We start from the raw sequence: 25688 nt of genomic DNA, 5'->3' as shown, positions 1-25688 counted from the left end.
CCATAGGCCCTCCTTCAAATAGGTTAAATTATTAAATTGAAGAATTATGGCAAAAAGTAAAAAAAACGTAGATAGCCCTATCACACCAGGTTTAAAATCAAAAGAAGAGATTGTTCACAACTGGTTACCACGTTATACAGGAAGACCTTTAGAAGAGTTTGGTAATTATATTTTATTAACAAACTTCTCAAAATACGTCACTATTTTTTCTGAAATGCATGACAATGCACCTATTTATGGTGAAGATAAACCCATGCAAAGTGTTACTGCAGGCGGCATCACTATTATCAATTTTGGTATGGGGAGCCCAATGGCCGCAACCGTCATGGATCTATTGTCTGCTATTGCTCCGAAAGCAGTCCTATTTTTAGGAAAAACAGGGGGGTTGAAGAAAAAAATTGGTGTAGGAGAACTCATCTTACCAATTGCAGCCATCAGAGGAGAAGGTACATCCAATGACTATTTCCCCGCTGAAGTGCCTTCATTACCATCATTTGCATTGCAAAAAGCAATATCAACTACTATTCGCGACCACTCCAGAGACTACTGGACCGGAACAGTCTATACAACCAACAGACGGGTATGGGAACACGATAAAGATTTTAAAAAATATTTAAAAACGATACGTGCTATGGCTGTTGATATGGAGACAGCCACTATTTTCAGTGTCGGGTTTGCAAACAAAATTCCAACGGGTGCTTTATTACTTGTTTCGGACCAACCTATGATTCCAGAAGGCGTAAAGACTGCTAATAGTGATGTAAGTGTAACAGCGAAATATGTTGATGCTCATATCAGTATTGGTATTGATGCGCTTAAGCAACTTAAAAATAATGGGTTGACTGTGAAACATTTGAAATTCTAGGAAACAGACATTTTTTGGTATTTTTGCATAAACAAACAGTAAATTTATGTGGTATAATAACATTTTAGAAACAATAGGAAATACCCCTCTTGTTAAGCTAAACAAAATCACCAAAGATTTAAAAGGAACCATCCTAGCGAAGATCGAGACCAGTAACCCCGGCAACTCGATTAAGGACAGAATGGCACTTAAAATGATTGAAGATGCAGAGCAAGCTGGCTTATTAAAACCAGGAGGAACAATCATTGAAGGAACTTCTGGAAATACAGGTATGGGATTAGCCATGGCTGCTGTTGTCAAGGGCTATAAATGTATTTTTACCACAACAGATAAACAATCCAAAGAGAAAGTCGATGCTTTACGTGCCTTTGGCGCAGAAGTGATCGTTTGTCCCACAAATGTGGATCCTGAAGATCCCCGCTCCTATTATTCGGTATCGAGCCGTCTGGAACGCGAAGTTCCCAATAGCTGGAAAGCCAATCAATACGATAACCCTTCAAATGCGCTGGCACATTATGAACAAACTGGTCCTGAAATATGGGAACAAACTGAAGGGAAAATCACCCACCTTGTCGTGGGTGTTGGTACTGGAGGTACCATTTCAGGTACAGCCAAATATTTGAGAGAGCAAAATCCTAATATTAAAGTATGGGGAATAGATACTTATGGGTCTGTATTTAAAAAATATAAGGAAACCGGTATTTTCGATAAAAATGAAATATACCCTTACATAACAGAAGGTATTGGTGAAGATTTTTTACCGCAAAATGTTGATTTTAGTTTAATTGATCTTTTTGAAAAAGTTACCGATAAAGATGCTGCATTAATGACGAGAGAACTGGCTCGTAAGGAAGGAATTTTTGCCGGAAACTCAGCTGGATCAGCATTAGCAGGTCTTATTCAATTAAAAGATCGCTTAAAAGAAGATGATGTTGTTGTCGTTATCTTCCATGATCACGGTTCGCGTTATATGGGAAAAATGTATAATGAAGATTGGTTAAGAGAACGTGGCTTTTTAGAAGATGAGAAACTCAACGCAAAAAGTATCTTAAAAAGAAGAGGTGAGCAAGCAATTGTAACAGCAGATGTTGAACAAACCGTCTTTGAAGCGTTCAACTTTATGAAAACACTTAATATTTCTCAAATACCCGTAACACAGCAGGGAATGGTGGTCGGAAAAATAACAGAGTCTGATATTTTGAATGCTCTTTTAGAAAATCCAGCTCTTAAATCCTCGTCAGTACAAGAAGTTATGACAAAGCCCTTTCCTTTTGTTGACTTAAATACGTCGATTGATAAAATATCGGCTTTGATCAATAAAGATACACAAGCTGTACTGGTAGAAGATGAATTCGGAAAAATTAATATCATCACACAGTATGATATTATCAATGCAATATCTGAAGCATAATTAAATAAAATTGTATAAAAAAAGCCTTATTGTTAATAACAATAAGGCTTTTTTTATGATAAGCAATTAAACTATGCTCCCATTGCATTCGCACTTTTGCGGAATGTATATGAGTTGAAAATTTGTCTTCTACCAAATCTTGGACGAGACTCAGCATTGATGAATTTCGTGTACACTGTTTTTGGAACACCAAAATACTCATAAGTACTTTTATCCTGAAATGTAACGCGTAATGTCTGACCCTTAAATTCAAAATCTTCAATAAAAAAGTTATTGATCGTATTGTTATACTCTTCTAAATTTGCTTCATGTGTCTCAGGAGAAATACTAACTAAGAAGTGGTAAGCCTCAATAATTTCTGTACTTTTTAACTCAGCTTCCTCTTTTTGTACTTCATCTTGAAATTTATCCGGATGCCAAGCTTTGATTAAGTCACGGTATATCTTTTTTAACGTCGCTAAATCTTCATTTTTTGTAATACCAAAAATCTTTTTGGATTCACCTATTCTTTTCATAATATTTATTTTTCCCTATTCCAACCAAACCATATTGATTTTAGGATTTGCAAAAATACGTCAATTATATTTTAGAATGAACAATTGTATGTTAATTTTTTGTAATTTCATCTTTTACATACTAAATTATCTATTTAAATTAGCAATACTGCCGAAAAGTCAAGATTATAATCACTGCCCCTATGAGCTCATAACGAGCTTAATCTGTCAAAAAAAGATTTCCGTTGTGCATAAATGCAAATACATAAGACATTCTAGAGACTGCTTCAGCTGAGCAGGTCGCATCTACAAAAACCAGGTTAGCATCATCATTCGCTTTTGGCCATTGTTGTTTTCCTTCATCGTCTAAAGGCAAGAGTTGCTGTGTTGCAAAGCTTAGCGTACGTGAAAGCTGCAATTCGGTCGCATATCCGTATAGCTCTGCTATAAGGTTTGCTTTTTGTAGCATATTACCGGTACCAAATGTGCTCCAATAATCCTGTACATTATCATTTCCGATCAGCACATTTACTCCATGCTTTTTTAATGCTGGAATAGGCATGGGACGTCCTTTAAATGGCACAGAAGAAGCAATACCCACTTTTGCAAAAGCCAATTTCTCAGCAATCTCTTCTACCTCCTGTGCATTCAGTTGTGCTAAAGCAAAGGCATGGCTGATAAATGTTTTCCCTTGTAACTGAGGGTTTTCAACTGCTTTATCGATAAGATATTGAATTGTTTTCATTCCCGAAGGACCTGCTTCATGAAGATGAATGTCTATTCCTTTATTATTATCCAATGCCAACTGTACAGTAAATTCCAAAGGCTTCTCTATGCTTCCATCAATACTGAGTGGGTCAAGTCCTCCTATAAAATCAACCCGATCAGACTTCGCTACTTCTTTCATAATAGGAGCAGAATCTGTATAATAAAGCCCGTGTTGCGGAAAAGCAACAAGCTCCGCTTGAAAGGAATCTTTTTGATGTTCGAGCGCTAGCAAAAGATTTTCAAAAGATTGAAGCCCAGAGGTCGGATCTACATTAAAATGGGTTCTCGCATAAGTTGTACCATATCCCTGCAATAAAGCAATGAGTTGCTCGGCACGTGCTGTGGAGGTTGTCAACAATCTGGGAATGATCTCTTGCTCATAAGCAATCATATCTGCAACCGTTTTTCTTTTTGGAGATAGCGCTTGCCATGGTAAACCAAATAAAGTTTTATCGATATGAATATGCATGTCTTTAAAAGCAGGCAACATCAGCCTTCCTTTCATGTCAACAGCTTCTTCAGCTGCATTATTAGCTTTTATAGCTATTATCTTTCCGTTTGCAATTTCAATACAGAAGAGATCAGTAAGAGTACCGATTACCTCTTGGTTTTCATATTCGAATCCGGTCTCTAAACGAACATTTTTTAGTGTGTAATGCCCCTTGGAAATTAATTTATGAGATGGCAACATAAGATCAATGATTATATAACAAATATAAAAATCAACTACTGACCGATTAGGTACAGATTATGCCAACTGTTGTCAAAATTATCCTTGTTCTTTAAATTGAGATGGTGTCATTCCGGTATGACTTTTAAAAAATTTCGAAAAACTGGCGTGATCATAAAACCCTAAATCATATACAATATCCTTAACACTCATTTCCGATATTTTAAGCAAACGTTTTGCTTCTAATAAAATACGGTCATGAATCAATGTCGATGCGGCGGTATTAATCACTTTTTTACTAACTATATTGAGGTAATTAGCGGAGATATGTAATTTTTCTGCATAAAAAGCTACCGACCGATTTGATTTAAAATGAAGATCGATGAGCTGTACAAATTTTGAAATAATCGGATTTGAATGATATTTCTCAAAATCATGGAATGTAATCTCAAAAGACTTGCGCAATAACAAACCGATCAATTTGCTACGTGTCTGAATAATTTCCCAAAGAATATTTGTTTCTTGCAATTCCTGTTCAATAGCTCGAAATTCATAAAACAATGCTGTATAAAGCGATCGAGAAATTTGAAAAACAGGATGTTGCTGGTAATAAAGAGAGGAAAATCGAAGATCGGGGAGAAAACTTTCAAACCATTCACGGCTAATCATCAATTGATAACAGACTGTTTCTTCATCAAATTGCCATTGATGAACCTGTCCTGGGAATAAAAAATGAACCTGCTGAGATTCGATCACATAATTTCTAAAGTCAATGCTGTGGGTACCACTCCCCTTCTCAAATAGCAGAATAATTAAAAAATCATGCTTATGTGGTTCAACAATATGACGAGCACCTCTGATCTCATGAAACAATAAATTTGTAAATCCTGAGGGTGCTTCAGTAAATTCTTGAATATTTAAAACTGGAAAATAATCGTGCTGGTTATCCATTTCTCCTCAAATTTAGTAATTCAATTTACTAAAAACAGAGGAGAATGGATTATAATCAACCATTTTTTTAATCTAGAGATATCTACACCAACTCGCCTTTATGTACCAAAGTCTCCACATCAGAGATCCGTGATACTGCTTCTGCAGAACAACTCGCCTTGATCAACACAAAATCGGCCTGATCTCCAACATTTGGCCATTGTTTTACACCCTTATCATTTAGAGGTAAAGTGCCTCCCGTTGCTATCTTTAAACTTCTTGACAATAAAAACTCTGACGAATATCCATACAACTGTGCCATAAGATTAGCTTTTTGCAGAACACTTCCCGTTCCAAAAGTATTCCAATGATCCACAATACTGTCATTTCCGGTCATTACAGTAACGTTATGTTTATATAAAGTAGGGATCGGCATAATTAAACCTCCAAAAGGAATAGTAGAAACAATACCGATTTGAGCAGCTCCTAATTTTTCAGCAATCTCCTCTTGTTTTACTTTATCAATCTTTCCTAATACAAAACAATGACTTAAAAATGTTTTACCCTTCAATGTAGGATTCTCATTAACCTTATCAATCAGATACTCCACTGTTTTCAATCCCGATTCTCCAGACTCATGCAAATGAATATCTATTCCTTTTTGGTTATCCAATGCCAGCTGAACTGTAAAATCTATTGTTTTTTCAATTTGTCCATCAATAGAATATGGATCTACGCCACCGATAAAATCAATATCCATTTGTGCTGCTTCCTTTAAATAAGGAACACTATCTGTAAAATATACGCCATGTTGCGGAAAAGCGACGATCTCAGCACTAAAACTTTTATGTTTGTTCTCAAGCGCTTTTTGTAGATTTTTTAGCGACTGCAACTTCGAAGTAGGTTCAATATTAACATGACTGCGTGCAAATCCTGTACCTTTCGACTGTAATAATTCGATCAGTTTCTCTGCTTTGAAAGTTGAATTCTTCAATAAATCGGGAAGTATTTTTTGTTCTAAAGCAATCATGCCCTTCACGCTGCCAGCTCCACGTCTTATTGCCTGCCACTTGTCACCATAGAAAGTTTTATCCAAATGGATGTGCATATCTCTGAAAGAAGGCAACATTAATAATCCTTTTGCATCAATAGCATCTGCGTTGGCTTGATTGGAACCGATTTTTGATATTTTACCATTTTCAACTTCCATATAAAATAAATCCGTCTTAGTACCAATTACATCAGCCTCATCATAAATAAAACCAGTTTCCAAACGTACATTCTTAAATTTCAACATTTTACTTTTTATTTCTGTATGCATTGGATTGATTGATTTAGCGCTCAATGTGCTTAACGGAAGAGATGCGCCAGCAACAGCTATCGCGGCATTTTGTATGAATTGTTTACGGGATAAATGGTTCAAATTATTCACTTTCTTTTTTTGTTATAAAATTACAAGTAAACTAAATCAAAATAGAGGTACGTTTTATAACAATACTTGTCTGATTTATTCCAATTGATCTCGTAAGATTTCCATCGTAAAGTAGCCATTAGTAATATCATCTTCCTTTAAGAAATCATGTTGCTCTTCACGAATCTTAACATAATATTTCCCTTTAAATAATGCCGGTAAAAGCTCTTCAATTTCATATACATCATCGACATCGATACCATATTTATCATCAATATGTGGAGAAATATGATGTTTAAAGAAAACCGTTTCTTTTGCGACTTCCTTTGCTTCCTCCAAGTTATAAGCAACAACCATTTCTTTATAATGATACTCTTCCATATCATTGGGTTTATACCCACCCATATTAACAAAATAGAGTTTCAGCTTTTCATTGTCTATAGGCTCTGTCGAGATCGAAATTTGGTAAGATCCGACTTTTGTCACCTCCCGCCAAGCATCAACATGAATCTCTCCTTTTGCTTCGGGCCAATAGTCTACTATAGCTGGAACCAATTCTCCCAATCGTTCCGCAATACCAAAATAAATATCGTGCTGTTCAACATGTCTTCCAGATGGCTTACATCCTAATAATAACATAAAAAGATTCATATACTTCCTTCGATTAATTATACTTTTATTATCATTACTTTTATAAGGTACAATTAAAATCTAATGAGAACAAAAAATTTATTCCTACTACTCATCATTGCTATCCTATTTCCTTGTAGCACCAGTGCTCAGCATATTGACAAAAAATTAGACCGTCAATTAAGAGCCTTAACACAAGACTTTCGTGGAGATATTGGTATTTATGTAAAAAATCTCAACACTCAAAAAGAAGTGCTTATTGAGGCTGACTCCATTTTCCCCACAGCTAGTATCGTAAAAGTTCCTATACTTGCAGGTATATTTGATAAAATAGAAAAAGGAGAACTGACACTGGATCAAAAATTCACTTACCGGTCATCACAGCAATATGGTGGTTCAGGTCTGATGCAATTTTTTAAAGATAGTAGTGAAACAGATCTTGCCACTATGATAGGTCTGATGATTTCTTACAGTGATAATGTCACCTCTATTTGGAATCAACAACTAGCAGGAGGAGGTTCGACCATAAACCAACTCATGGACCAGTTAGGTTTAGTCAATACAAAAGTTAATTCCCGTACCGAAGGTCGCAATGAGATCTGGAAAAAATATGGTTGGGGACAGACTACACCTAGAGAAATGGCAACCTTAGTAGCGCTGATTTTCCAAGGTAAAGTTGTCAGCACAAAAGCATCAGATAAAATGTACCGTTATTTAGGAAATATCTTTTACAACGAACGATCCCTTTCTCAAATACCGGCATATGTAAAGACCGCATCCAAAACAGGCTCTGTTGATGAAGCCCGCGGTGAAGTTGTACTTGTAAATGCCCCTAGTGGTGATTATGTATTTTGTGTATTGACAAACAACATTAAAGATCAAAGCTGGACTAAAAATAATGAAGCTGAGGAACTCACCAGAAAGATCTCACATTTATTATGGAATTATTTTGAACCAAAAAAACCCTATACACCTTAAACTATAAGCTAAAGAATGAATAAAGCGAATTTTCAATTTTGAATATCATCTCGCTGTCGTAATTTTGATTTTTCTACATAGGTTCAAAATATTCTACTAAATTTACTTTATGAGTATCTTAACACAACATTTTGAGACGGTTCATAATACCGCACCATTTTCTAAAATAAATAACGAAGACTATATACCTGCATTTGATCAAGCTATTGCTAGCACTAGAACTGAAATTGATGCCATAGCAAATACCGTTGAACCTGCTACTTTCGACAATACGATTGTTGCATTGGCATTTTCGGGAATGTCTTTAGATCGTTTATCAACTATTTTTTTCAATCTACATTCAGCGGAAACCAACGACGAATTAGAACAGATCGCTCAAGATGTTGCTCCAAAACTTGCAGCACTTGGCAATGATATCACGCTTAATTTTGATCTGTTCAAAAGAATAAAGCAGGTTTACGATCAAAAAGAACAGTTGAATTTAACATTAGAGCAAACAACTTTATTAGAGAAAAACTATAAAGATTTTGTTCGCAATGGGGCGCTTCTGTCTGATGATAAAAAAGAGCAGCTTCGCGCTATTGATACCGAACTCTCGCTACTTAAATTAAAGTATGGGGAACACGTATTAGCCGATACCAATGCTTATGAACTTCATATTACAGATGAAGCTGAGCTTGCTGGTTTGCCAGACGGAGTCAAAGAAGCTGCAGCCGGATTAGCGAGATCTCAAGAAAAAACAGGTTGGGTCTTTACCCTAGACTATCCAAGCTATATCCCGTTTGTCACCTATGCCGAAAATCGTGAATTGCGTAAAATAATCACTATTGCCGCCGGTAAAAAAGCATATCAGGATAATGAAAATAATAATGAAGAGATTGTATTAAAAATTGCGAAACTTCGATTTCAACGCGCACAACTTCTAGGCTATCAAACGCACGCCCACTTTGTATTAGAAGAGCGTATGGCACAGAATCCGGATAAGGTAAACGCATTCTTAGATGATTTATTGACCAAAGCAAAACCAGCGGCAAAAGATGAATTTCAGGAATTAAGCTCTTTTGCCAATGAAACTGATGGTATTGCTATTTTAGAAAAATGGGACGGAGCTTACTATGCTGAAAAATTGAAGCAAAAGAAGTTTCAGCTTGATGATGAGCAATTAAAACCTTTTTTCAAATTAGAAAACGTACTGCAAGGAGCATTTGAAATTGCAGGAAAATTATTTGGTTTATACTTCAATGAAGTGCAAACTATTGACAAGTACCATAAAGATGTACAAACATTTGAAGTAAAAGATGATTTGGGGAATTTCATTGCAGTTTTTTATGCTGACTTTTTTCCAAGAAAAGGTAAACGCAATGGTGCCTGGATGACTTCATTTAAACCACAATATAAAAAAGATGGTAAAAATGAACGTCCACATGTTTCAATCGTGTGTAATTTCACTCCTGCTACTGAAACCAAACCATCGCTTTTAACATTTAATGAGGTAACAACTTTATTTCATGAATTTGGTCATGCTTTACATGGTATGCTAGCAGATACCGTTTACCCTACGCTTTCAGGAACTGCGGTGTTTTGGGATTTTGTCGAACTGCCTAGTCAGATCATGGAAAACTGGTGTTATGAACAAGAAGCATTGGCGCTATTTGCTAAGCATTATGAAACTGGAGAACCGATCCCAATGGATCTTGTTACAAAAATTCGTGAGAGTGCTTCCTTTTTAGAAGGTATGGCTACACTTCGCCAACTCAGCTTTGGAAAATTAGATATGGGCTGGCATGGTCAAGATCCTACAGCGATCGATAACCTCAAAAATTTTGAGAATAATCAATTTGCATCGACGCAACTCTATCCTGATGTTACTGAAAATGCAATGAGCACATCTTTTTCCCATATATTTAATGGCGGGTATTCTTCAGGCTACTACAGTTACAAATGGGCTGAGGTTTTAGATGCAGATGCGTTTGATTACTTTAAACAAAATGGCATTTTTAACAAAGAGATTGCAACTAAGTTTAAAAATACCGTTTTATCCAAAGGTGGCACTGAACATCCAATGAGTTTGTACAAACAATTTAGAGGCCAAGAACCGAAGGTAGAAGCTTTATTGAAACGTGCTGGTTTACTAAAGTAAATATTTGCCTATGCATAAAAAAAGGATGCTCTATGATCGTAAGGCATCCTTTTTTTATTATTCTTTTTTTTAAATAGTCCCTATTTTGTAGGCTCAGCTTTTTCGTCACCTGCCGTATTTTTATCGGTATTTTCTTTTGCAGCACTGACCGTTTTTGCATTATTATCGGGAGCAAGGCTTGGGTGTGTCACCGGACTTCCTTTAGCTTCAGAAGGTGATACAGCAGGTTTAGCTGCTTCCCCTGATTTTGTGCTATCAGTAGCCTTTGGCGCTGCCTTTGTAGTAGCAGGTTTAGCTACTGGCTTTGATGCTGTTGCTGGTTTCGAAACATTAGTTGCTTTTGTAGCTACTTTTACAGGAGCTGGTTTTGATGCTGTTGTAGCAGGCTTACTTGCAGTTGCGACTTTTGGAGCTTCCCCTACCTTTGGCGCAGTTTTCGCAGGAGCTGGTTTTGATGCTGTTGCTGTAGGCTTACTTGCAGTTGTGACTTTTGAAGCTTCCGCTACCTTTGGTGTTGCTTTCGCAGGAGCTGGTTTTGCTGCTGGCTTCGATGCTGTTGCTACAGGTTTACTTGCAGTTGTGGCTTTCGGAGCTTCAGCTACCTTTGGTGTTGCTTTCGCAGGAGCAGGTTTTGCTGCTGGCTTCAATGCTGTTGCTGCCGGTTTACTTGCAGTTGTGGCTTTCGGAGCTTCCGCTAAATTTGGTGTTGCTTTCGCAGGAGCAGGTTTTGCTACCGGCTTCGATGCTGTTGCTGCAGGTTTACTTGCAGTTGTGGCTTTCGGAGCTTCAGCTACCTTTGGTGTTGCTTTCGCAGGAGCAGGTTTTGCTGCCGGCTTTGATGCTGTTGCTACAGGTTTACTTACAGTTGTAGACTTAGGGGCATCAGTAACCTTTGGTGCTACTTTTGGAGGATCAAGTTTAGCGACTGGTTTTGATGCTGTTGCTACAGGTTTACTTGCGGTTACTGGTTTAGTAGCTTTTGGCTTATCATCGTCTTTTTTTACTTCGATATTTTTTTCTGCTACGGCTTTAATATCCTTTTTCTTACTTTTAGAGACTTCACCTTTTTTTAAAGACTTACTATCCTTTAATTTCTTCTTTTTATTCTTATCAGATTTAATTGCATCATCATTCTTATTAGAAGTAACTCGTTTGATCGTTTCATCTACATGAAAAAAAGGCAATTTTTCCTGAATCTCCGAAAGTGTTTCTTTCACTTTTTTATTCAGCTTTTTATATGCCTTTACTAATTTAGATTCCTCTTTTGAAGTCACTTTCTTAGATGATTTCTTTAGTTTGCGCGGTGTTTTCGATTTTTCTGCAATTGTTTTTACATTGCTTACATCAGCTGCGAACTTCTTTTTAGCAACTGGAGTAGACGCCTTTTTATTTGTCTTTTTCGAATTTTTAGATTTTATTTCCTTAGCCATGTAGATTTATTTTTTGATTCAATGAATATTTCATCCTTATAACAATTCTGATTAACAATTGTTTGTATATCAATATATGTAAGATACAAAATATATTGTATTCCAAGCGTGTATATTCCTTCATAATTGAAATAATATTTGTATTTTTGTAATCTACATAATTGGGGTCGACCGGAATTGACAGGATGGAGACGGTTATGTAAGCATGCAGTGCGTTGTTAGTAGAGCACTTTAATCGGAACTTTCACAATTACAACTGGCGAAGAAAACTACGCCTTAGCTGCTTAAGTTAGACTTAACATAGCTATTTGTCCCGTTAGATCCTGTTCTTTGGTTTAACATTCGGGGCATCGAACAATAGAACTGGCAGGTGTGATTTTGCTAATCACTTGTAAGACTCAGCAAATACGGCGTACGGTATAGGTCTGCAACTCACCTTCCCTCGCTCGACAATTAAAGAGAAGCTAAGCATGTAGAAAGCGTACACAGTACCATGACTGGACGAGAGTTCGAATCTCTCCGGCTCCACAAATAAAACCGCACTCAGTTTAACTGAATGCGGTTTTATTATTTTATGAGAAATTATAGCAAAAAAATGTACGACGTCGGGATCTAAACAAAATTGATTAATGAGAATGCTTACGAAGTAATCTCATACCCAGCATAATAGAACCACATATACATAAGTTGTACGAATTTATTATCTTTATTAAATGCAAACCGAATTTGAAAAACTTCTAATTGACTCCTTACTGCAGGGCAAAACACAGCCTGAAATTGCTCGCGAACTCAAAGAAAAGGGGCATAACCCTTACAGTTTATCATCAATTGAAAAAACACTAAATGATCTTAAGCGTAAGCATAATGCACATACCTTATTTCAATTAGGCGCAATCATTACCCTAAAAAGGTATATAAATAAAAAAGAGTAGGTATTAGCCTACTCTTTTATAATTTGATGCCTCTAATTCAATAAGACGTTCAATACCTTTTCTTGTAATATCATAGCATTCATAAGGACTTTGCCCAATTTCAGGCTTAAAACTTCTAATAAAACCAGTCCTTTCTAAGATTGCCAATTCATCTTGAAAAGATTCATTTACCATCAAGGGCTGAAGATCTTTGTCTTCTTTTACCAACTGTAATATTTTAACTGCTAACTGTCTCATATTTTTAGAATATTGGGAAAGCTGAATTACTTTTATCTAAATATACCAGTTTGCCCGTTCAAAAACAACAGTTTTAAAGTACTGTAAATCAAAAATAACATTTTAATAATCCATAAATTACAATCCGTTAATATCTAAAAAAGATTTCTTTAAAACTTTGTATCACGCCTAACTTTATTAAATGACACAGTTCCTATCAGTTGCTTATGTAACACTTGAACCATTGAAGAAGTACTAAACAAAAGAGATCTTTAGTGGCAATGATGTAATCATAAAAAAATGGTGTTGAAATATGGGAAACTATTCGAGTTTCCCATATTTCAACACTTTAACAAACAATAATAAATACCCTGTTAGATATTAATAAATTACATTTTTTATACTCCACAAGTGTAAACTAAAAAGCGGACAAGACTAGCTGTCCACTTATTATCAGTATAAAACAATAGTAATCTGCTTCGATACTTATTCGCACGCAGTTCGGGAAAGCTTCGGGAAATATCAACTGTGCCTATTCTGTTTGTATACTGTGCCTCTACAAAAACAGTAGAGGCACAGTATAGGCAAGGTGGAAAAACAGTAGAGGCTTTCCGAAGAAAGGGCGAAATAGACCCGAATAAAGGCTGAATGTGCATCGTCCTATTATAACTATATAGAGTTATAAATTATTATTGATATTATGATCCACGTTGTTTTATGAATTCCGCTTCTGCTACACATAATTTATTTTTATTTTTGCAACGTTGCTTTTCTGGAATTTCTGCAGTTTTCCGGAGTATTTTCCTACCTGTTTTGGCGTTAGAAAATCTATGCTGCATATGTCAACTACGCAATTAAATAGAAATTTTAATTCAATTCAATAATTGATACCCCATTAAATAGATAACTTAATTATTTCCTTTCGGTAAATCGTGTAAATGCATGCTACATAATAGCCCCGGCTCAAAAAAGAAAAGCTCAACTTTTGTTGAGCTTTTCTTTTTTGAGAGAAATTAAACCTTAAACAAGGTTGAAATAATCGCCGTATCGGTAATTAATCTGAATAACTATTGCTTTTTTCTTTTATATTCCCTGAAATACAAAAGGCTTAGCATCTAAAAATTTGTCTGATGTTTCTCCTGCATAAATTTGATTTTTATCCAATGTCAGTTTTTTTATTTTTCCATTCTTGCTAAAATCCAATTTTTTCAAATCTACCCAGATCGCATTCGGACTTAGTGCATCTTCAAAATAGTAAACCAGATTCTTTTGGTCTGAAACTGTTCTCCATCTAGTTGTTGATAAATTAGGAAAACCCTCAGTAGAAATACCGTAAGGTACGGAACATTGCCTAATGACACTAAACGCACTCGCTACAGCAATTCTGGTATCATCTGTTTGCGGGACAGCTTTAATATAATATGACGCTCTTACATAGCGATCCGCAGCACGGTTTGTTCCAGGAAGAAATATACTTCCAGGAATACCTTTCCAATATTCATTTATCGCAAGTTGTTCTTCAAAAATCGGATCATTAGTCATTACAGTGTAAGCAGGATCGTGGTGTATGACTAATTTTCCGTTAATGTATTCAAGAATGGCATTGTCCCCACTTGCATCTGACATAGAAAGATGGACAGTAGTAAACTTATCTGTTCCTGGGATAAAGTCTGTAACAACAACAAATTCTTCTTTCTTAAAATGTTCGACAGCTTCAGCTACTGTCGCGAAGTTATCTAGGGCATATTGCGCCCATAGTGAAACAGCCAAGCCATTTTTCCCGGCAATATCTTTGGAAAATTCGGGATATTTAGAGCTTACTAGCCAAAGCATATTAGCAACCAGCCCCTTTTCATTCATCCCATCCGATATTGCAATGTCCCAAGAACTAGTCGTCATGCTCCCATATTTTGAAGTCCATTTAATCGTATTCTTTCCAGTACTTCCATCGCGCTCGATTCCTCTTGGGAATAGCCATAAGTTAGAAGGAATAGGAATGGAAAAATCCATACTTCGCGCTGTAATAATTGTGCTGTTTGGACCTTTATAAACCACTCTTGTACAAGCTTCTGCTTCTACTGATGAGGCGATTAAAGTTGCGGTTAAAATCAAAGCGCTTCCAATTTGTTTAATAAATGTTTTCATGACTACTAATTTTATTAAGATAAAAATGTTTAGTTCTTAGACTACAAAAGAAAAATAGATATGACACCTTCGTCATATATAATGACTCATTACTGCAATTTAAAAATATTTTTTCGATTAAAAAGAAATTACATATAAATTAAAAAAAATATCCTATAACAGTTGTTTTAAATCTACTTTATATTTGATAAAAATTAAATATCCGGTAGCAACTATCGTTCAATGTTACGTAAAATGCTTATTTAAGTAAAACGAAGTAACTGACCTTGCGAAGGTCTTTTATTAAAACTAACACATATAAATAAAAAGGAATCTCTATTTTAACAAAAATGAAGCTTTGTTTCAAATTTTACAGATATTTACGACATTAAGGACCTATTCGTACCTTAAATTGAATAAAACTTATTACAGAAAGAATTACAAATACAATTTAAACCGAAATTTCAAAATATGAAAAAGTATTTATTGCTTTTGTTTACTGTCCTATCATTTGCAAACGTGATGGCGCAAAAGAACACAGATGTTTCCTTTCAATTACAGGGAATAGTCAACATACCAACTTATGATTCTACCAACCGAATGATTTATTTGACTTATCAAAGTAAAGGACAGGCAGTATTAGACAGTACAGTTATTAAAAACAACAAATTTCATTTTAAAAGTACTGCCGATGTAGATGTTCGTGCCACATTACAATTTACAAAGCCCAATACCTCACCCAATGCTTTAGCAGATCCTAATTCCTTATACTTATATCTTTCACAAAGCATCGTAAATATTAATGCAAAAGGCTACCTAAGAAAGGCAATAATTACAGGTTCAACCACCAACGATGATTATATGGTTTTCAAAAAACCTTATCTAAAGATAGACACTGCTTTAAGATTATTAGGATGGGAGAAGAGAAGAGTAAAACCAGAAGATACGAATCAAAGTAAAATTGTTGATGCAAAAATTGACAGTGTAAAAAACAGCAAGCTTGCAAAGCTTTCAGAGTTTTTATCAACACATATTACCAAACCATATGCGGCTGAAGCGTTGCAGATGTATGTAAGCACTGATGGTTCTGCTTTTGACCTCGATAAAGCACAGCTATTTTTCGATCAGCTACCTAAGAAACAAAAAATAGCTGTATTAGGTAAGGATATTACAGCCAGCTTAATAAAACTAAAACAAAAAATCGTAACCATCAATATTTTAAAGAATGTTGATTTTTTTGATGGCTATGCCCAAACTGTTACCAATTCTGTTCCTAGAGGTGTAACCCGCATCACTAATTCCGAATACCTATACCAGTTAAATCCGAGCGAAATAAAGCAAATTGGCAATAACCTTAAGATTAAAGTTACAATTAAAGCGGGCTGCGATAATTACGATAGAATTGGCCGAGTGACTTTAGTTGTTATGCCAAAAGGTGAGAAATTTGACAAGGAAAAGGGTGAACGGTTTGAAATACTACGTATTATGACACCGTTCATGTACCGAAGTCGTCATCCAGACCATATACCTTACGAAGCTCAAATAGATCAGATGATCAGTACGATAAAACAAACCGATAAAGAAATGTATCTCGTAACAGAAGTATTTGGAACTACCGGAGCAGGCCAAAGAGAAGTAATCGGATGCGATGGTTCATTATTAACGTTCAACGTATCTGTTGATTTAATAAGCGACAAAAAAACAACCTTATCTTCGGAAAAAGCAATTTCCCTGTTAAGCTACTACAGTTTAGATGGAAAGGACAAAACAGCTGGAAAAAATAGTAAAGAGGTAGAATTTGAATTACCTGAAGACACCAAGACGACTGTTCTTTATCTTATTTCATCTGGTCATGGTGCAGCTGAAGGTGGAGAAGAATACAATTGGAGACAGCACATTATTGATTTGGATGCTAAAGAATATATACGTATAGATATGAACCAGGACTGTACACCTTACGAAATCTATAATACGCAACCAAATGGTATATATTTCGGAAACATCAGTAAAGAACGTCGTTCTTGGTGCCCAGGAGGACCAGTTCCTACTCGTGTTATCAATTTAGGACCACTAAAAAAAGGCAAGCATAGCATAAAGATAGCTATACCAGATGCCGAATTTGAGAAAACAGAAAGTAAATATTTAGTATCTGCTTATTTGATAACCCAATAATATCAATAATAAGCAATACTGCTATACAAAGTCTGTCTCTCAAGATAAGAGACAGACTTTGTACTTAAATAGTAATATTACTTCCGCACTTTCAACAGCTTCTACCTGTTTAAATTCTCATTATAATTATAAAAAATTATTCTACCGCTTTCTATCTCTTAGCAGTAATATATGTGACAATAGTGCTATAGGAACAATAATTGTTGGCAGTAATGCATAAGGAAAACAAAGAACGGCAACATTGGGCTGATCAAAACTAAATTGCTGTATCGGTACCGGGGAGGAAAATATCCCTATAAGGACAATGGAAATCAGCGAAACAATACCAGCATAATTCCACAGTGCAAATATCCAATTATTCAAGATAGATTTCCTGAATAAGGAAATAACCAGAAACACAACACTGAATATCCCTATTATAATATCAAAATTAAAACCTTTAAAAGTCATAATCTGAGGAATTAATTTTTCGAGATATAACTGATAAAGATAATACTCAATGACGATCCTAAGCGACTGAATTATCAATAATAACGTGACGTTTACCCGAGCGCTCTTCACTTTCCGATATATAGCAACATTCAACAAAATGCTACCGATTAAAGCCATTATAAATAATGGTGGATAAGCCCTAAAAATACCTAAAAAAGACAGGCCACCAATGATCGTTGTCAAGATCCCATTCAGGATCAACATCGGCCTATTTCGCCCAATTGCAAAATAAAAAATAACAATGAAAAGAAACGCCAGTCCTAAAAAAAGAAAACCGAACATATTTTATGATAATTTCTATATTTTAAATTATTACTATAAATTTAGTGATACCTTTTTAATAATTCTACTGCTTCAGAATAACGAAATTAAATAAATCTAAAAAAAACTTATCAAATACTGCTTAAGACATTCAATAATGAATAAAAAATGCATGTTTTTGATTAAATAGTACATTCTTCTAAAAATATCACGTGTTAAATTTGTTACTGGAATTTCTTGCCCTTAGGGAGCAAGTTGTAATCTTTGTACATAAATCATACTGATATGATCACCAAGTTTTGCAATTATCACACGCAATACTGAGATCTAAAAGTAAAGTAAAAATCTTTACTATACATTACACTAGTAATACCATCTTCAACATATAAAGCATCATTACCGTAAGTGTTGTTGAAGCTACATATGAAAAATAAATCTCCTGCTTTTGTTTGAAATTCTTCTCTTCAATACTTGACAGAATCTTAGGTTCATTAAAAGTTCCATATCTAATCCTAAGAAATAGGACGTAAACTATAGCCAATAGGAAAAACGTTCCGAATATAAATACTAATAGAACTGGAAAATTTGGCGCTCCTTTATAATTCCTTCCAAAGGTATCCACAAAAAAATCATAGATCTGCGCATGGTGTTCTAAATCAGAAAATATCCAGAATAATAGAGGTGCTGTAATACTATGAAGTAAAATAAAAAAGAACCAATCAGATTTATCAAATTTTTGTCTTTCAAAAACTGGATGCGCTATCTTATTATTCTTATTTAAAGCTCCGAGGTTAGAAATTTGTTTTGAGGCAATTGGATAACACATAAAACTGATTATACCACTTAATATCCAGAGTAAAAATTGTCCAGAACTCGATTTAGAATCAAAATAGGTATTACCAATATATACCGCTGCAATCCAGATCATTAAAAAGATAAAAACAGATGGAATTGCTATCAATAACAATTTACCGATTTGGAGCTTGTTTTTTGTAGGATCCATGTTAATTAATTCCTTTATGTAGTCCGCTTAATATGTACTTAACAATAATAACCAAATTCAACAGTTCTCTTTTTATTTAATTTAAATTCGCCCTTCCTATCTGATATCCGTAGTACTTTCATTAAAACTGTTAACATTTTCCAACTTGCATTACAATCCGACTTTTTTCCAACCTCCATCTAATCTTTGTGCATCATCTACCATCCACTCATCATCATTTCGAACCAAGATAAAACGATACTGAAAATCAATATGGTCTTTGGTAAAAAGATAGATCTTATTTTTTGTTGACTGCTCACTATCCACAATCTTGTGCGTCGAATACGTATGGTTAAGTCCGTTGGAATAATATAAACCATCTGGTCGATAACCTTTACGAGTTTTATAAGTACAATGTTCCTGAAAAAGTAACTTACATCTTAAACTTGTTTCATTCGTAAAACCATGTATAGCGGCATATTTCTCCCATTCAGTCATCGCATTAAAAAATAGCAGTAGTTTTTGGGAAGCATCAGTAATATCTTGTGAATTAACCGATTTCTTTTTCTTGGCTAAGGTTCTTTGTTCTTGCTCAAACTGCTCTAGTTGCTCCTTACTAAATAGATCATTCGCAACAATCTCAATCTTTGGATTACCTGCAATTGACATTAAACCTTCAAATGTAACAGCTGTAGCATCAATTCTCAATATACTAAGTTTAGGCAACTGCGCAACAATCTTCAACGTTTCATCATTTAATTGGGTATGACAGGCCCAAACACAGTTCAACTTTTTATGTCCAATGAAATATTCAAAGCCTTGCCCAGATACATTCGCCTGCGTAATAAACAAGTAATTTAAATTTTGCAGTTCCGCTAAATATTCAAGCGAGCGATCTGTTATACGGGTATTTTCAAGCGTAACATTGACCAATTTGCTAAGTTTAGAAATTTCCAAAATATCGTCATCCTGAACAGGACAATTTATAAAGGAAATTCCTAAAAGTCCTTTAGACTGTGTGATCTGCTTAATATCATCTTTCGAAAGTATTCGATTTTTAAATTCGGCACTACCTTTTAATTTACTTAAATTCTCCATATCGAATCCAGGTTTTTGGACCTAATAAACTACTTAAAATAACCCTACCGCCATGTCGTTGCAATACTTTTTTTAACATCTTGATTTGGGAGTTCTCATTTTCACATCATATTATAGCTTAACAGCCTTCGTTGCAATAAAAGTGGGGAGATACTGATCTATTAAGAATCGTGGTCGAGGCTGCGAATCTTCTATAAAATCAGCAATCATAAATCCCGCTCGCAATTGTCCACCGATAAGATCCGCTAAAGTATGACCAAAAACCAGTGCTTCCTGTCTCTCAATCTTTCTCTCAATATCGTTAGCATCCAAATCTTTCAGATCTGCATATGGCAACTTGAATTTGGGCCTAATTATACCGTCGGTAATTTCCTGGGGATTTCTATCCCCAATAAATACAACTGGATTAAAAAAACTAGCCAGTAAAAATCCACCTTTTTTTAGCACACGATAAGTCTCCTTCCATACTGGATTTACATCTTCGACGTAATGATTTGATATCGGATGAAAGACAATATCAAATGAGTGATCATCAAATATTCTCAGATCTTTCATATTTCCCTGAATCGTTTCCAGAGAAAGTCCATCTCGCTGTGCAACGATTGAATCTTGTCTCAGCTGTTCTTCTGAAAGATCAAAAACGACAACCTTGGCACCTGCTGCTGCCAATATGGGAGCCTGCTGACCGCCAGCTGAAGCAAGACAAAGTATCTTTTTATCCTTAATATCACCTAACCATTGTTTTGGTAAAGGCTCTGGGGTAAGATGTACATCCCATACGCCTTGTTTAGCAGCATTAATTAAAGCTGAGCTTACCGGCTGAGACCATTCATTTTGATCCAATGCCTGTTTATTCCAGGCTGATTCGTTATGGCTTAAAAAATCTATTTCCCTATTTGTCATAAAGTTTAATCGTTAAATCCCCTAAAATAGCATCAGCATACTATACAATTCTTCTTTTTATATTATTTACAGAAGCTTAATGAAACAATATATGTACAAAAAAGGCATCCGATGGATGCCTTTTTTAACACTTCTAATTTTCTACTAAATTTTGGCAAAAATCTTCTTTCCCCCTGTCATAAGCAAAACTGCAGCCAAACCGGCAAGTGCACCATAAGCTATTTGCTTTAATAATGAAGGAACCTGAGGTAAAAAATGATGCAAATAATCAATATTATGCTCAAAAATACCACCAGAGACTAAAATCAATGCAATTGTTCCAACTACTGCCAAGACTTTGATAACAACAGGTAAGGAATTAACCAATAAGTGTCCTAGCTTAGAAACAGCACCCTCATCATTAGATCTCTTGATCAGCTTATACCCTGCATCGTCCATACGTACAATCAATGCGACAATTCCATAAACACCAACAGTCGCAAATAAAGCAACTACCGCTACTGTTAAAATCTGAATGGTCAGACTCTCATTTAATACAGTTCCCAAAGCAATAATCACAATCTCTACAGATAAAATAAAATCCGTGGTAATCGCTGATTTCACTTTTATTTTCTCAGTTTCACTATTATTTTCTTCACTTTCCACAACCACTTCATGGCCTGTTTTCTGGCGATGAAAAAGGTACTCTATAATTTTTTCAACCCCTTCGTAGGCTAAATAGATACCTCCGATGATTAAAATAAACTTGATGGCAATAGGAAAGAAAACATTCAATAACAGTGCAATCGGAACAATTATAATTTTATTAATAAATGAACCTTTTGTTATAGCCCATAGCACAGGAATTTCACGAGAAGATAGAAATCCTGTGGCTTTCTCAGCATTTACAGCCAAATCGTCGCCTAGAATTCCTGCGGTTTTACTTGCTGCTATCTTACTAGTAACCGCAACATCATCCATTAAAGCAGCAATATCATCCAATATTGCAAATATACCTGAAGCCATATGTATTAAATATTTAGTACGGCAAAATATAAAATGATTTTATATTTCCCATTTTTTATTTTAAAATAAAAAGACATCTGGTATTACTAGATCTAATAATTTATTAATTGCTTTTTTTTCACCAATTTACAGCATTATTTATCATGCCTTCATATCATGAACGATAGAAACATAAAAAATAAAATTCTCAATTTTGCGAAAAGAGATGATCGGGTGCGCGCAGTTTTATTGAATGGTTCGCGTGCAAATCCTAAAATTAAGCCCGATCAATACCAAGATTTTGATCTATTATTTATTGTCACCGATATCGAATCTTTTATTGCTGACAAAGATTGGACCTCTTTTATTGGTAAAGTCTTGATACAGCAACTTCCCGATCAGATGTTGTTAGGAAATGATCCTGATGTAGATCGGATAACTTTTGCTTACTTAATGATTTTTGAAGATGAAAATCGAGTCGATCTAACTTTATTCCCTATCGATAAGTTCCACTCACATTTCAAAAGTGATAGTTTAACGGAAGTTTGGGTAGATAAAGATTTACTTTTTACTAAGATCGCTCCTGCTAATGATCATGATTATCATATCGCTAAACCTACTGAAAGAATGTTCATAGAGACATGCAATGAGTTTTGGCGGGTCTGCACATATGTTGCTAAAGGACTTGCCCGCCGGGAAATTCTATATGCCAAAGATACGATGGAAAGAGTAATCCGTCCTATGTTCATGAATCTAATAGCTTGGCATATCGGGGTTGAAAAAAAATTTCAGGTTGCATTTGGTAAATCGGGAAGATTTGCAGAAAAACACCTTGATCCGAAATTGTACCAAAGCATATTGCAAACATATGCGGATACGTCTATTGATAATAATTGGCTAGCACTAGTACAGATGATGACTCTTTTTAAAGATCTGCAAAAAGACCTAGCACTACATTTTGAATATAGAATCAATGTAGATGAAGCTAATAACAGTTACAACTACATTTTGAAGATAAGAAATTCGCAATAGTACCTTTTAGAAAATAATCGCACTATGCCATTTTAAAGAATAGGGTCATTAACTTTGTAACAAAAGCCCCAAAAGTATTTACCTTCTGGAGCTCTCTTTATATTGATGTAAGTCTCTTTTATCTTAATCAGCCAGATATCCGAACTTACCTGTTTGAAAATCTTCAAATGCCTGATTGATTTCTGCTCTAGTATTCATTACGAATGGTCCGTGACTTACAATAGGCTCTAAAATAGGCTCACCGCTCATAATCAATACTACCGCATGATCTAACGCCTGAACATTAAATTCCTCTCCTTCATTGCCAAACAGAACAAAATGGTCTGTAGGAGCATGATCTTTACCATTTATTAGCACATTTCCTTCAATGACAATCATGGCAGTATTATAATGTGCCGGAAAAGAAAAGGATGCTTTTCCTCCAGCTTCCAATTTTGCATTCATAACATGCATGGGTGTAAAAGTTGACGCAGGCCCTTTATTTCCATGATACTCTCCTGCAATCACTTCAATCTCTCCTTGATCAAGTTTCACTTTAGTTTGCTCGTTATTTGCAATAGCTTGATATTTTGGTGTACTCATCTTATCTTTTGCAGGTAAATTGACCCACAACTGTACCATCTGAAAGTCTCCTCCGGTTTTACTCCATTCTGTTTCATGAAATTCCTTATGCAATATACCAGATGCAGCAGTCATCCATTGAACATCACCTTCTTTAATAACTCCGCCGCCACCAGAACTATCTCCGTGCTCTACACGACCTTTATAGGCAATGGTTACGGTTTCAAATCCACGATGTGGATGTACTCCCACTCCTTTTGGAATTTCACTTGGTGGAAAATGGTAAGTTGAGTTATAATCCAGCATAATAAATGGACTCATCCTACTAGCGGAAGCAATACTTGGTATTAAATTATGTACTCGAAATCCATCTCCAACAAAGTGAGCTGCTTGCGGTTTTGCAATAATTTCTACATTTTTCATATTCTTTTCCTTTTGTATACCACAAAGTTAGCGGAAGAAAGCCTCAAATTAATTGATGTAGGATAAGAAAAATCTAGGCTTAATTTTGTACACTTTATATTGATTTTAATTGGATGACATTAAAGACCAAGTTAAAAACACTATTAAAACGGTAAAAAACACCATACACAACCCTGACAATAATCTAATTTTGTTTTAAAATTAGATCATGATTCAGATTGCCATTTTTAGTGATATACACGGAAACCTTCCTGCACTGAATGCAGTACTAGCAGATATTCAATCAAAAAACATTTATTATAAATATTGCTTAGGTGATCTTGTGGACTTTGCTCCCTGGGGTAATGAAGTGATTGAACTGATCAAAAATGAAAAAATCCCCTGCTTAATGGGGAATCACGATGAACGTATAGCATTCGATCTACCCATCGTCCCATTAGAAAAACATGATGCTGAAGAAACTGCGAACCGTATAGTTGCCATTAAACACAGTCAGGAAACTATCACACAAGAAAATAAATTATTCTTGGGGCAGCTTCCTTACTTAATGCAGTTGGACTTTAAGGTGAAACATAAGCACTGGAAAGTTCAATTGATTCATGGAAGTCTAGAAAGCAATGAAGCATATCTTTATGCATCAGAACCCAACAGTACTTTTGAAGATATCTTCTTTAAAACACAAGCTGACATAGTCGTTATGGGTCATACGCATCTCCCTTTCATCAAGGATATAGGCAAAAAATGGGCAATCAACACAGGTTCCGTAGGAAGATCAAAAAAGATGTGCAAAGATGCAACTTACCTTTTAGTCGAACTTCATGAAGACCGAATACATGTCGAAATCATACAGGTTCCATTTGATATTATTGCGGTGGCTCATGAAATAAAAGCTAGTGATATACCTGATTTTTATGCGGACTTTCTACTCTCTGAATAAACAGCCGTTAAACAAGAAAAGATGTATCTCTCTTTTCTTCAACATTTAATAGTTTAATTCTTAATCTCTGACAACTCAAAATGAACGGGCTGTACTGGGTAATCCTGACTGTCTGTTTTTACTTTACTGATCTTTAGAATGACATCCAGTCCTTCATATATTTCTCCAAAGACGGTAAAATCATGATCTAAACGGGGCTGTCCTCCAATTTTTAAATATGTTGCTCTTTGCTCAGGAGTATATTTTATTTTTTTCTTCACTTCCAGATCATCAAGCTCTTTTGCTATTATTTTTTTTCCTACGACAAAATAGATCTGATTAAGGAAAGAGGCCTTCTCCGCATTTCCATCCCTTCCTGCCCCCAATGCTCCAACTTTATGAAATGCTCTTGGATCAAACTCAGCCGCTAGACGAGGTTTTTCTCTGGCCGGATCCGCAGATTCACGCTTCTCAATATCAATATCATGCTCTCCCCCCTGCACTACAAAATCTGAAATAATACGATTGAATAAAGCGTCTTTGTACACCTGAGTCTTGATTGCATTTAAAATTAAATCCCGATGAGCTGGTGTATAGTCATATAAGACAACTTTAATATTGCCATACGCTGTCTTAAAGAGCAACTGGTGCGTCTGACTTTTGACAACCGTTGCAAAAAATAAACATAAAAGAGAAAGGATGATATTTTTCATATGCTAAAATTTAAATGAAGGTAATTCATTTTTTAATAAATAGTAAAGCAGAAGTTATAATTGTTCAAAAAAACATGAATAGGTATGATAATTTGAACCTACCCCCCTATCCTTTCAAGGCAGGAAAATTAACTGGTCTTTCTATTTTCGAA

23 protein-coding genes and 1 other RNA gene are annotated in these 25688 nt (G+C 35.3%); 9 read left to right on the top strand and 15 right to left on the bottom strand.

The features are described 5' to 3' along the window. Nucleotides 1-46: 46 nt before the first annotated feature. Together HCX49_RS00335 and HCX49_RS00330 are read left to right on the top strand one after the other, a co-directional pair. On the top strand, nucleotides 47-865 hold the full coding sequence (locus tag HCX49_RS00335) for an AMP nucleosidase (protein WP_021188870.1): 819 nt from the start codon (nucleotides 47-49) through the stop codon (nucleotides 863-865). Nucleotides 866-911: 46 nt separating this feature from the next. Further along, complete coding sequence (locus HCX49_RS00330) at nucleotides 912-2276, top strand: pyridoxal-phosphate dependent enzyme (protein ID WP_132773689.1); 1365 nt, start codon at nucleotides 912-914, stop codon at nucleotides 2274-2276. Between the two features lie 71 nt (nucleotides 2277-2347). Here the strand turns inward: HCX49_RS00330 and HCX49_RS00325 are convergent, their stop codons facing one another. From HCX49_RS00325 to HCX49_RS00305, 5 genes are all read right to left on the bottom strand, one after another. After that, nucleotides 2348-2791 carry a KTSC domain-containing protein gene (locus HCX49_RS00325; RefSeq protein ID WP_132773691.1) on the bottom strand — a complete coding sequence of 148 codons (444 nt, stop codon included), beginning with the start codon at nucleotides 2789-2791 and terminating at the stop codon, nucleotides 2348-2350. A gap of 199 nt (nucleotides 2792-2990) precedes the next feature. Continuing rightward, on the bottom strand, nucleotides 2991-4229 hold the full coding sequence (locus tag HCX49_RS00320) for an amidohydrolase (RefSeq protein ID WP_168125834.1): 1239 nt from the start codon (nucleotides 4227-4229) through the stop codon (nucleotides 2991-2993). Between the two features lie 78 nt (nucleotides 4230-4307). Continuing rightward, complete coding sequence (locus tag HCX49_RS00315) at nucleotides 4308-5159, bottom strand: AraC family transcriptional regulator (RefSeq protein WP_168125833.1); 852 nt, start codon at nucleotides 5157-5159, stop codon at nucleotides 4308-4310. 82 nt (nucleotides 5160-5241) lie between these two features. After that, nucleotides 5242-6570: an amidohydrolase gene (locus tag HCX49_RS00310; protein ID WP_317166801.1), complete on the bottom strand. Its 1329-nt coding sequence runs from the start codon at nucleotides 6568-6570 to the stop codon at nucleotides 5242-5244. A gap of 75 nt (nucleotides 6571-6645) precedes the next feature. Beyond that, nucleotides 6646-7188 carry a DUF1543 domain-containing protein gene (locus HCX49_RS00305; RefSeq protein WP_021189067.1) on the bottom strand — a complete coding sequence of 181 codons (543 nt, stop codon included), beginning with the start codon at nucleotides 7186-7188 and terminating at the stop codon, nucleotides 6646-6648. Nucleotides 7189-7263: 75 nt separating this feature from the next. On the opposite strand from HCX49_RS00305, the gene HCX49_RS00300 reads away from it, so the two are divergent. Then, entirely contained in the window at nucleotides 7264-8157 is an 894-nt protein-coding gene (locus tag HCX49_RS00300) for a serine hydrolase (RefSeq protein WP_021189066.1), read from the top strand. 109 nt (nucleotides 8158-8266) lie between these two features. Beyond that, nucleotides 8267-10297: a M3 family metallopeptidase gene (locus tag HCX49_RS00295; RefSeq protein ID WP_168125832.1), complete on the top strand. Its 2031-nt coding sequence runs from the start codon at nucleotides 8267-8269 to the stop codon at nucleotides 10295-10297. An 80-nt stretch (nucleotides 10298-10377) separates the two neighbouring features. Here HCX49_RS00295 and HCX49_RS00290 read toward each other — a convergent pair whose 3' ends face one another. Continuing rightward, nucleotides 10378-11727: a hypothetical protein gene (locus HCX49_RS00290; protein WP_168125831.1), complete on the bottom strand. Its 1350-nt coding sequence runs from the start codon at nucleotides 11725-11727 to the stop codon at nucleotides 10378-10380. Nucleotides 11728-11890: 163 nt separating this feature from the next. On the opposite strand from HCX49_RS00290, the gene ssrA reads away from it, so the two are divergent. Both ssrA and HCX49_RS00280 read left to right on the top strand, forming a co-directional pair. Further along, nucleotides 11891-12258, top strand: a transfer-messenger RNA (tmRNA) gene (ssrA, locus tag HCX49_RS00285). 182 nt (nucleotides 12259-12440) lie between these two features. Continuing rightward, entirely contained in the window at nucleotides 12441-12659 is a 219-nt protein-coding gene (locus tag HCX49_RS00280; protein ID WP_132773706.1) for a helix-turn-helix transcriptional regulator, read from the top strand. Between the two features lie 3 nt (nucleotides 12660-12662). Here the strand turns inward: HCX49_RS00280 and HCX49_RS00275 are convergent, their stop codons facing one another. Further along, a complete protein-coding gene (locus HCX49_RS00275) occupies nucleotides 12663-12896 on the bottom strand; it encodes a hypothetical protein (RefSeq protein ID WP_021190509.1) in 234 nt (77 codons plus the stop codon). Between the two features lie 1062 nt (nucleotides 12897-13958). Continuing rightward, the gene (locus HCX49_RS00270) at nucleotides 13959-15020 is read right to left on the bottom strand and encodes a linear amide C-N hydrolase (RefSeq protein WP_168125830.1); all 1062 of its coding nucleotides are present in this window, start codon (nucleotides 15018-15020) and stop codon (nucleotides 13959-13961) included. A gap of 450 nt (nucleotides 15021-15470) precedes the next feature. On the opposite strand from HCX49_RS00270, the gene HCX49_RS00265 reads away from it, so the two are divergent. Further along, nucleotides 15471-17171, top strand: coding sequence for a peptide-N-glycosidase F-related protein (locus tag HCX49_RS00265; RefSeq protein ID WP_132773710.1), 1701 nt, complete (start codon nucleotides 15471-15473; stop codon nucleotides 17169-17171). Nucleotides 17172-17312: 141 nt separating this feature from the next. On the opposite strand, the gene HCX49_RS00260 is transcribed toward HCX49_RS00265, so the two are convergent. The 5 genes from HCX49_RS00260 to HCX49_RS00240 all read right to left on the bottom strand — a co-directional run bounded on the left by HCX49_RS00260 (nucleotide 17313) and on the right by HCX49_RS00240 (nucleotide 21912). Continuing rightward, the gene (locus HCX49_RS00260; RefSeq protein WP_021190514.1) at nucleotides 17313-17945 is read right to left on the bottom strand and encodes a hypothetical protein; all 633 of its coding nucleotides are present in this window, start codon (nucleotides 17943-17945) and stop codon (nucleotides 17313-17315) included. 337 nt (nucleotides 17946-18282) lie between these two features. Then, nucleotides 18283-18927 carry a hypothetical protein gene (locus tag HCX49_RS00255; protein WP_132773712.1) on the bottom strand — a complete coding sequence of 215 codons (645 nt, stop codon included), beginning with the start codon at nucleotides 18925-18927 and terminating at the stop codon, nucleotides 18283-18285. 150 nt (nucleotides 18928-19077) lie between these two features. After that, a complete protein-coding gene (locus HCX49_RS00250; RefSeq protein WP_168125829.1) occupies nucleotides 19078-20004 on the bottom strand; it encodes an NTF2 fold immunity protein in 927 nt (308 codons plus the stop codon). A 111-nt stretch (nucleotides 20005-20115) separates the two neighbouring features. Continuing rightward, entirely contained in the window at nucleotides 20116-20907 is a 792-nt protein-coding gene (locus HCX49_RS00245; protein WP_168125828.1) for a class I SAM-dependent methyltransferase, read from the bottom strand. 144 nt (nucleotides 20908-21051) lie between these two features. Further along, a complete protein-coding gene (locus HCX49_RS00240; protein ID WP_168125827.1) occupies nucleotides 21052-21912 on the bottom strand; it encodes a DUF808 domain-containing protein in 861 nt (286 codons plus the stop codon). Between the two features lie 156 nt (nucleotides 21913-22068). Here HCX49_RS00240 and HCX49_RS00235 point away from each other — a divergent pair, with 156 nt between their 5' ends. Continuing rightward, nucleotides 22069-22923, top strand: coding sequence for an aminoglycoside 6-adenylyltransferase (locus HCX49_RS00235; RefSeq protein ID WP_206368134.1), 855 nt, complete (start codon nucleotides 22069-22071; stop codon nucleotides 22921-22923). A 123-nt stretch (nucleotides 22924-23046) separates the two neighbouring features. Here the strand turns inward: HCX49_RS00235 and HCX49_RS00230 are convergent, their stop codons facing one another. After that, on the bottom strand, nucleotides 23047-23907 hold the full coding sequence (locus HCX49_RS00230) for a pirin family protein (protein WP_168125826.1): 861 nt from the start codon (nucleotides 23905-23907) through the stop codon (nucleotides 23047-23049). 208 nt (nucleotides 23908-24115) lie between these two features. Between HCX49_RS00230 and HCX49_RS00225 the strand changes: the two genes are divergently transcribed. Beyond that, a complete protein-coding gene (locus tag HCX49_RS00225) occupies nucleotides 24116-24844 on the top strand; it encodes a metallophosphoesterase family protein (RefSeq protein ID WP_168125825.1) in 729 nt (242 codons plus the stop codon). A gap of 53 nt (nucleotides 24845-24897) precedes the next feature. Here HCX49_RS00225 and HCX49_RS00220 read toward each other — a convergent pair whose 3' ends face one another. After that, nucleotides 24898-25536 carry a peptidylprolyl isomerase gene (locus tag HCX49_RS00220; protein ID WP_168125824.1) on the bottom strand — a complete coding sequence of 213 codons (639 nt, stop codon included), beginning with the start codon at nucleotides 25534-25536 and terminating at the stop codon, nucleotides 24898-24900. Nucleotides 25537-25688 lie beyond the last annotated feature (152 nt).

The organism is Sphingobacterium sp. B16(2022) (assembly GCF_012030425.1).
Classification (GTDB): domain Bacteria; phylum Bacteroidota; class Bacteroidia; order Sphingobacteriales; family Sphingobacteriaceae; genus Sphingobacterium; species Sphingobacterium anhuiense.
This window is presented reverse-complemented; position numbering and strand designations above follow the sequence as displayed.

Excerpts from the sequence above, each read along its gene's own strand:
- HCX49_RS00330 (WP_132773689.1), top strand. The coding sequence starts at position 912 with ATGTGGTATAATAACATTTTAGAAACAATAGGAAATACCCCTCTTGTT.
- HCX49_RS00320 (WP_168125834.1), bottom strand. The coding sequence starts at position 4,229 with ATGTTGCCATCTCATAAATTAATTTCCAAGGGGCATTACACACTAAAA.
- HCX49_RS00265 (WP_132773710.1), top strand. The coding sequence starts at position 15,471 with ATGAAAAAGTATTTATTGCTTTTGTTTACTGTCCTATCATTTGCAAAC.
- HCX49_RS00325 (WP_132773691.1), bottom strand. The coding sequence starts at position 2,791 with ATGAAAAGAATAGGTGAATCCAAAAAGATTTTTGGTATTACAAAAAAT.
- HCX49_RS00270 (WP_168125830.1), bottom strand. The coding sequence starts at position 15,020 with ATGAAAACATTTATTAAACAAATTGGAAGCGCTTTGATTTTAACCGCA.
- HCX49_RS00300 (WP_021189066.1), top strand. The coding sequence starts at position 7,264 with ATGAGAACAAAAAATTTATTCCTACTACTCATCATTGCTATCCTATTT.
- HCX49_RS00290 (WP_168125831.1), bottom strand. The coding sequence starts at position 11,727 with ATGGCTAAGGAAATAAAATCTAAAAATTCGAAAAAGACAAATAAAAAG.
- HCX49_RS00235 (WP_206368134.1), top strand. The coding sequence starts at position 22,069 with ATGAACGATAGAAACATAAAAAATAAAATTCTCAATTTTGCGAAAAGA.
- HCX49_RS00275 (WP_021190509.1), bottom strand. The coding sequence starts at position 12,896 with ATGAGACAGTTAGCAGTTAAAATATTACAGTTGGTAAAAGAAGACAAA.
- HCX49_RS00295 (WP_168125832.1), top strand. The coding sequence starts at position 8,267 with ATGAGTATCTTAACACAACATTTTGAGACGGTTCATAATACCGCACCA.
- HCX49_RS00280 (WP_132773706.1), top strand. The coding sequence starts at position 12,441 with ATGCAAACCGAATTTGAAAAACTTCTAATTGACTCCTTACTGCAGGGC.
- HCX49_RS00220 (WP_168125824.1), bottom strand. The coding sequence starts at position 25,536 with ATGAAAAATATCATCCTTTCTCTTTTATGTTTATTTTTTGCAACGGTT.
- HCX49_RS00305 (WP_021189067.1), bottom strand. The coding sequence starts at position 7,188 with ATGTTATTATTAGGATGTAAGCCATCTGGAAGACATGTTGAACAGCAC.
- HCX49_RS00260 (WP_021190514.1), bottom strand. The coding sequence starts at position 17,945 with ATGTTCGGTTTTCTTTTTTTAGGACTGGCGTTTCTTTTCATTGTTATT.
- HCX49_RS00315 (WP_168125833.1), bottom strand. The coding sequence starts at position 5,159 with ATGGATAACCAGCACGATTATTTTCCAGTTTTAAATATTCAAGAATTT.
- HCX49_RS00250 (WP_168125829.1), bottom strand. The coding sequence starts at position 20,004 with ATGGAGAATTTAAGTAAATTAAAAGGTAGTGCCGAATTTAAAAATCGA.
- HCX49_RS00225 (WP_168125825.1), top strand. The coding sequence starts at position 24,116 with ATGATTCAGATTGCCATTTTTAGTGATATACACGGAAACCTTCCTGCA.
- HCX49_RS00245 (WP_168125828.1), bottom strand. The coding sequence starts at position 20,907 with ATGACAAATAGGGAAATAGATTTTTTAAGCCATAACGAATCAGCCTGG.
- HCX49_RS00255 (WP_132773712.1), bottom strand. The coding sequence starts at position 18,927 with ATGGATCCTACAAAAAACAAGCTCCAAATCGGTAAATTGTTATTGATA.
- HCX49_RS00240 (WP_168125827.1), bottom strand. The coding sequence starts at position 21,912 with ATGGCTTCAGGTATATTTGCAATATTGGATGATATTGCTGCTTTAATG.
- HCX49_RS00335 (WP_021188870.1), top strand. The coding sequence starts at position 47 with ATGGCAAAAAGTAAAAAAAACGTAGATAGCCCTATCACACCAGGTTTA.
- HCX49_RS00230 (WP_168125826.1), bottom strand. The coding sequence starts at position 23,907 with ATGAAAAATGTAGAAATTATTGCAAAACCGCAAGCAGCTCACTTTGTT.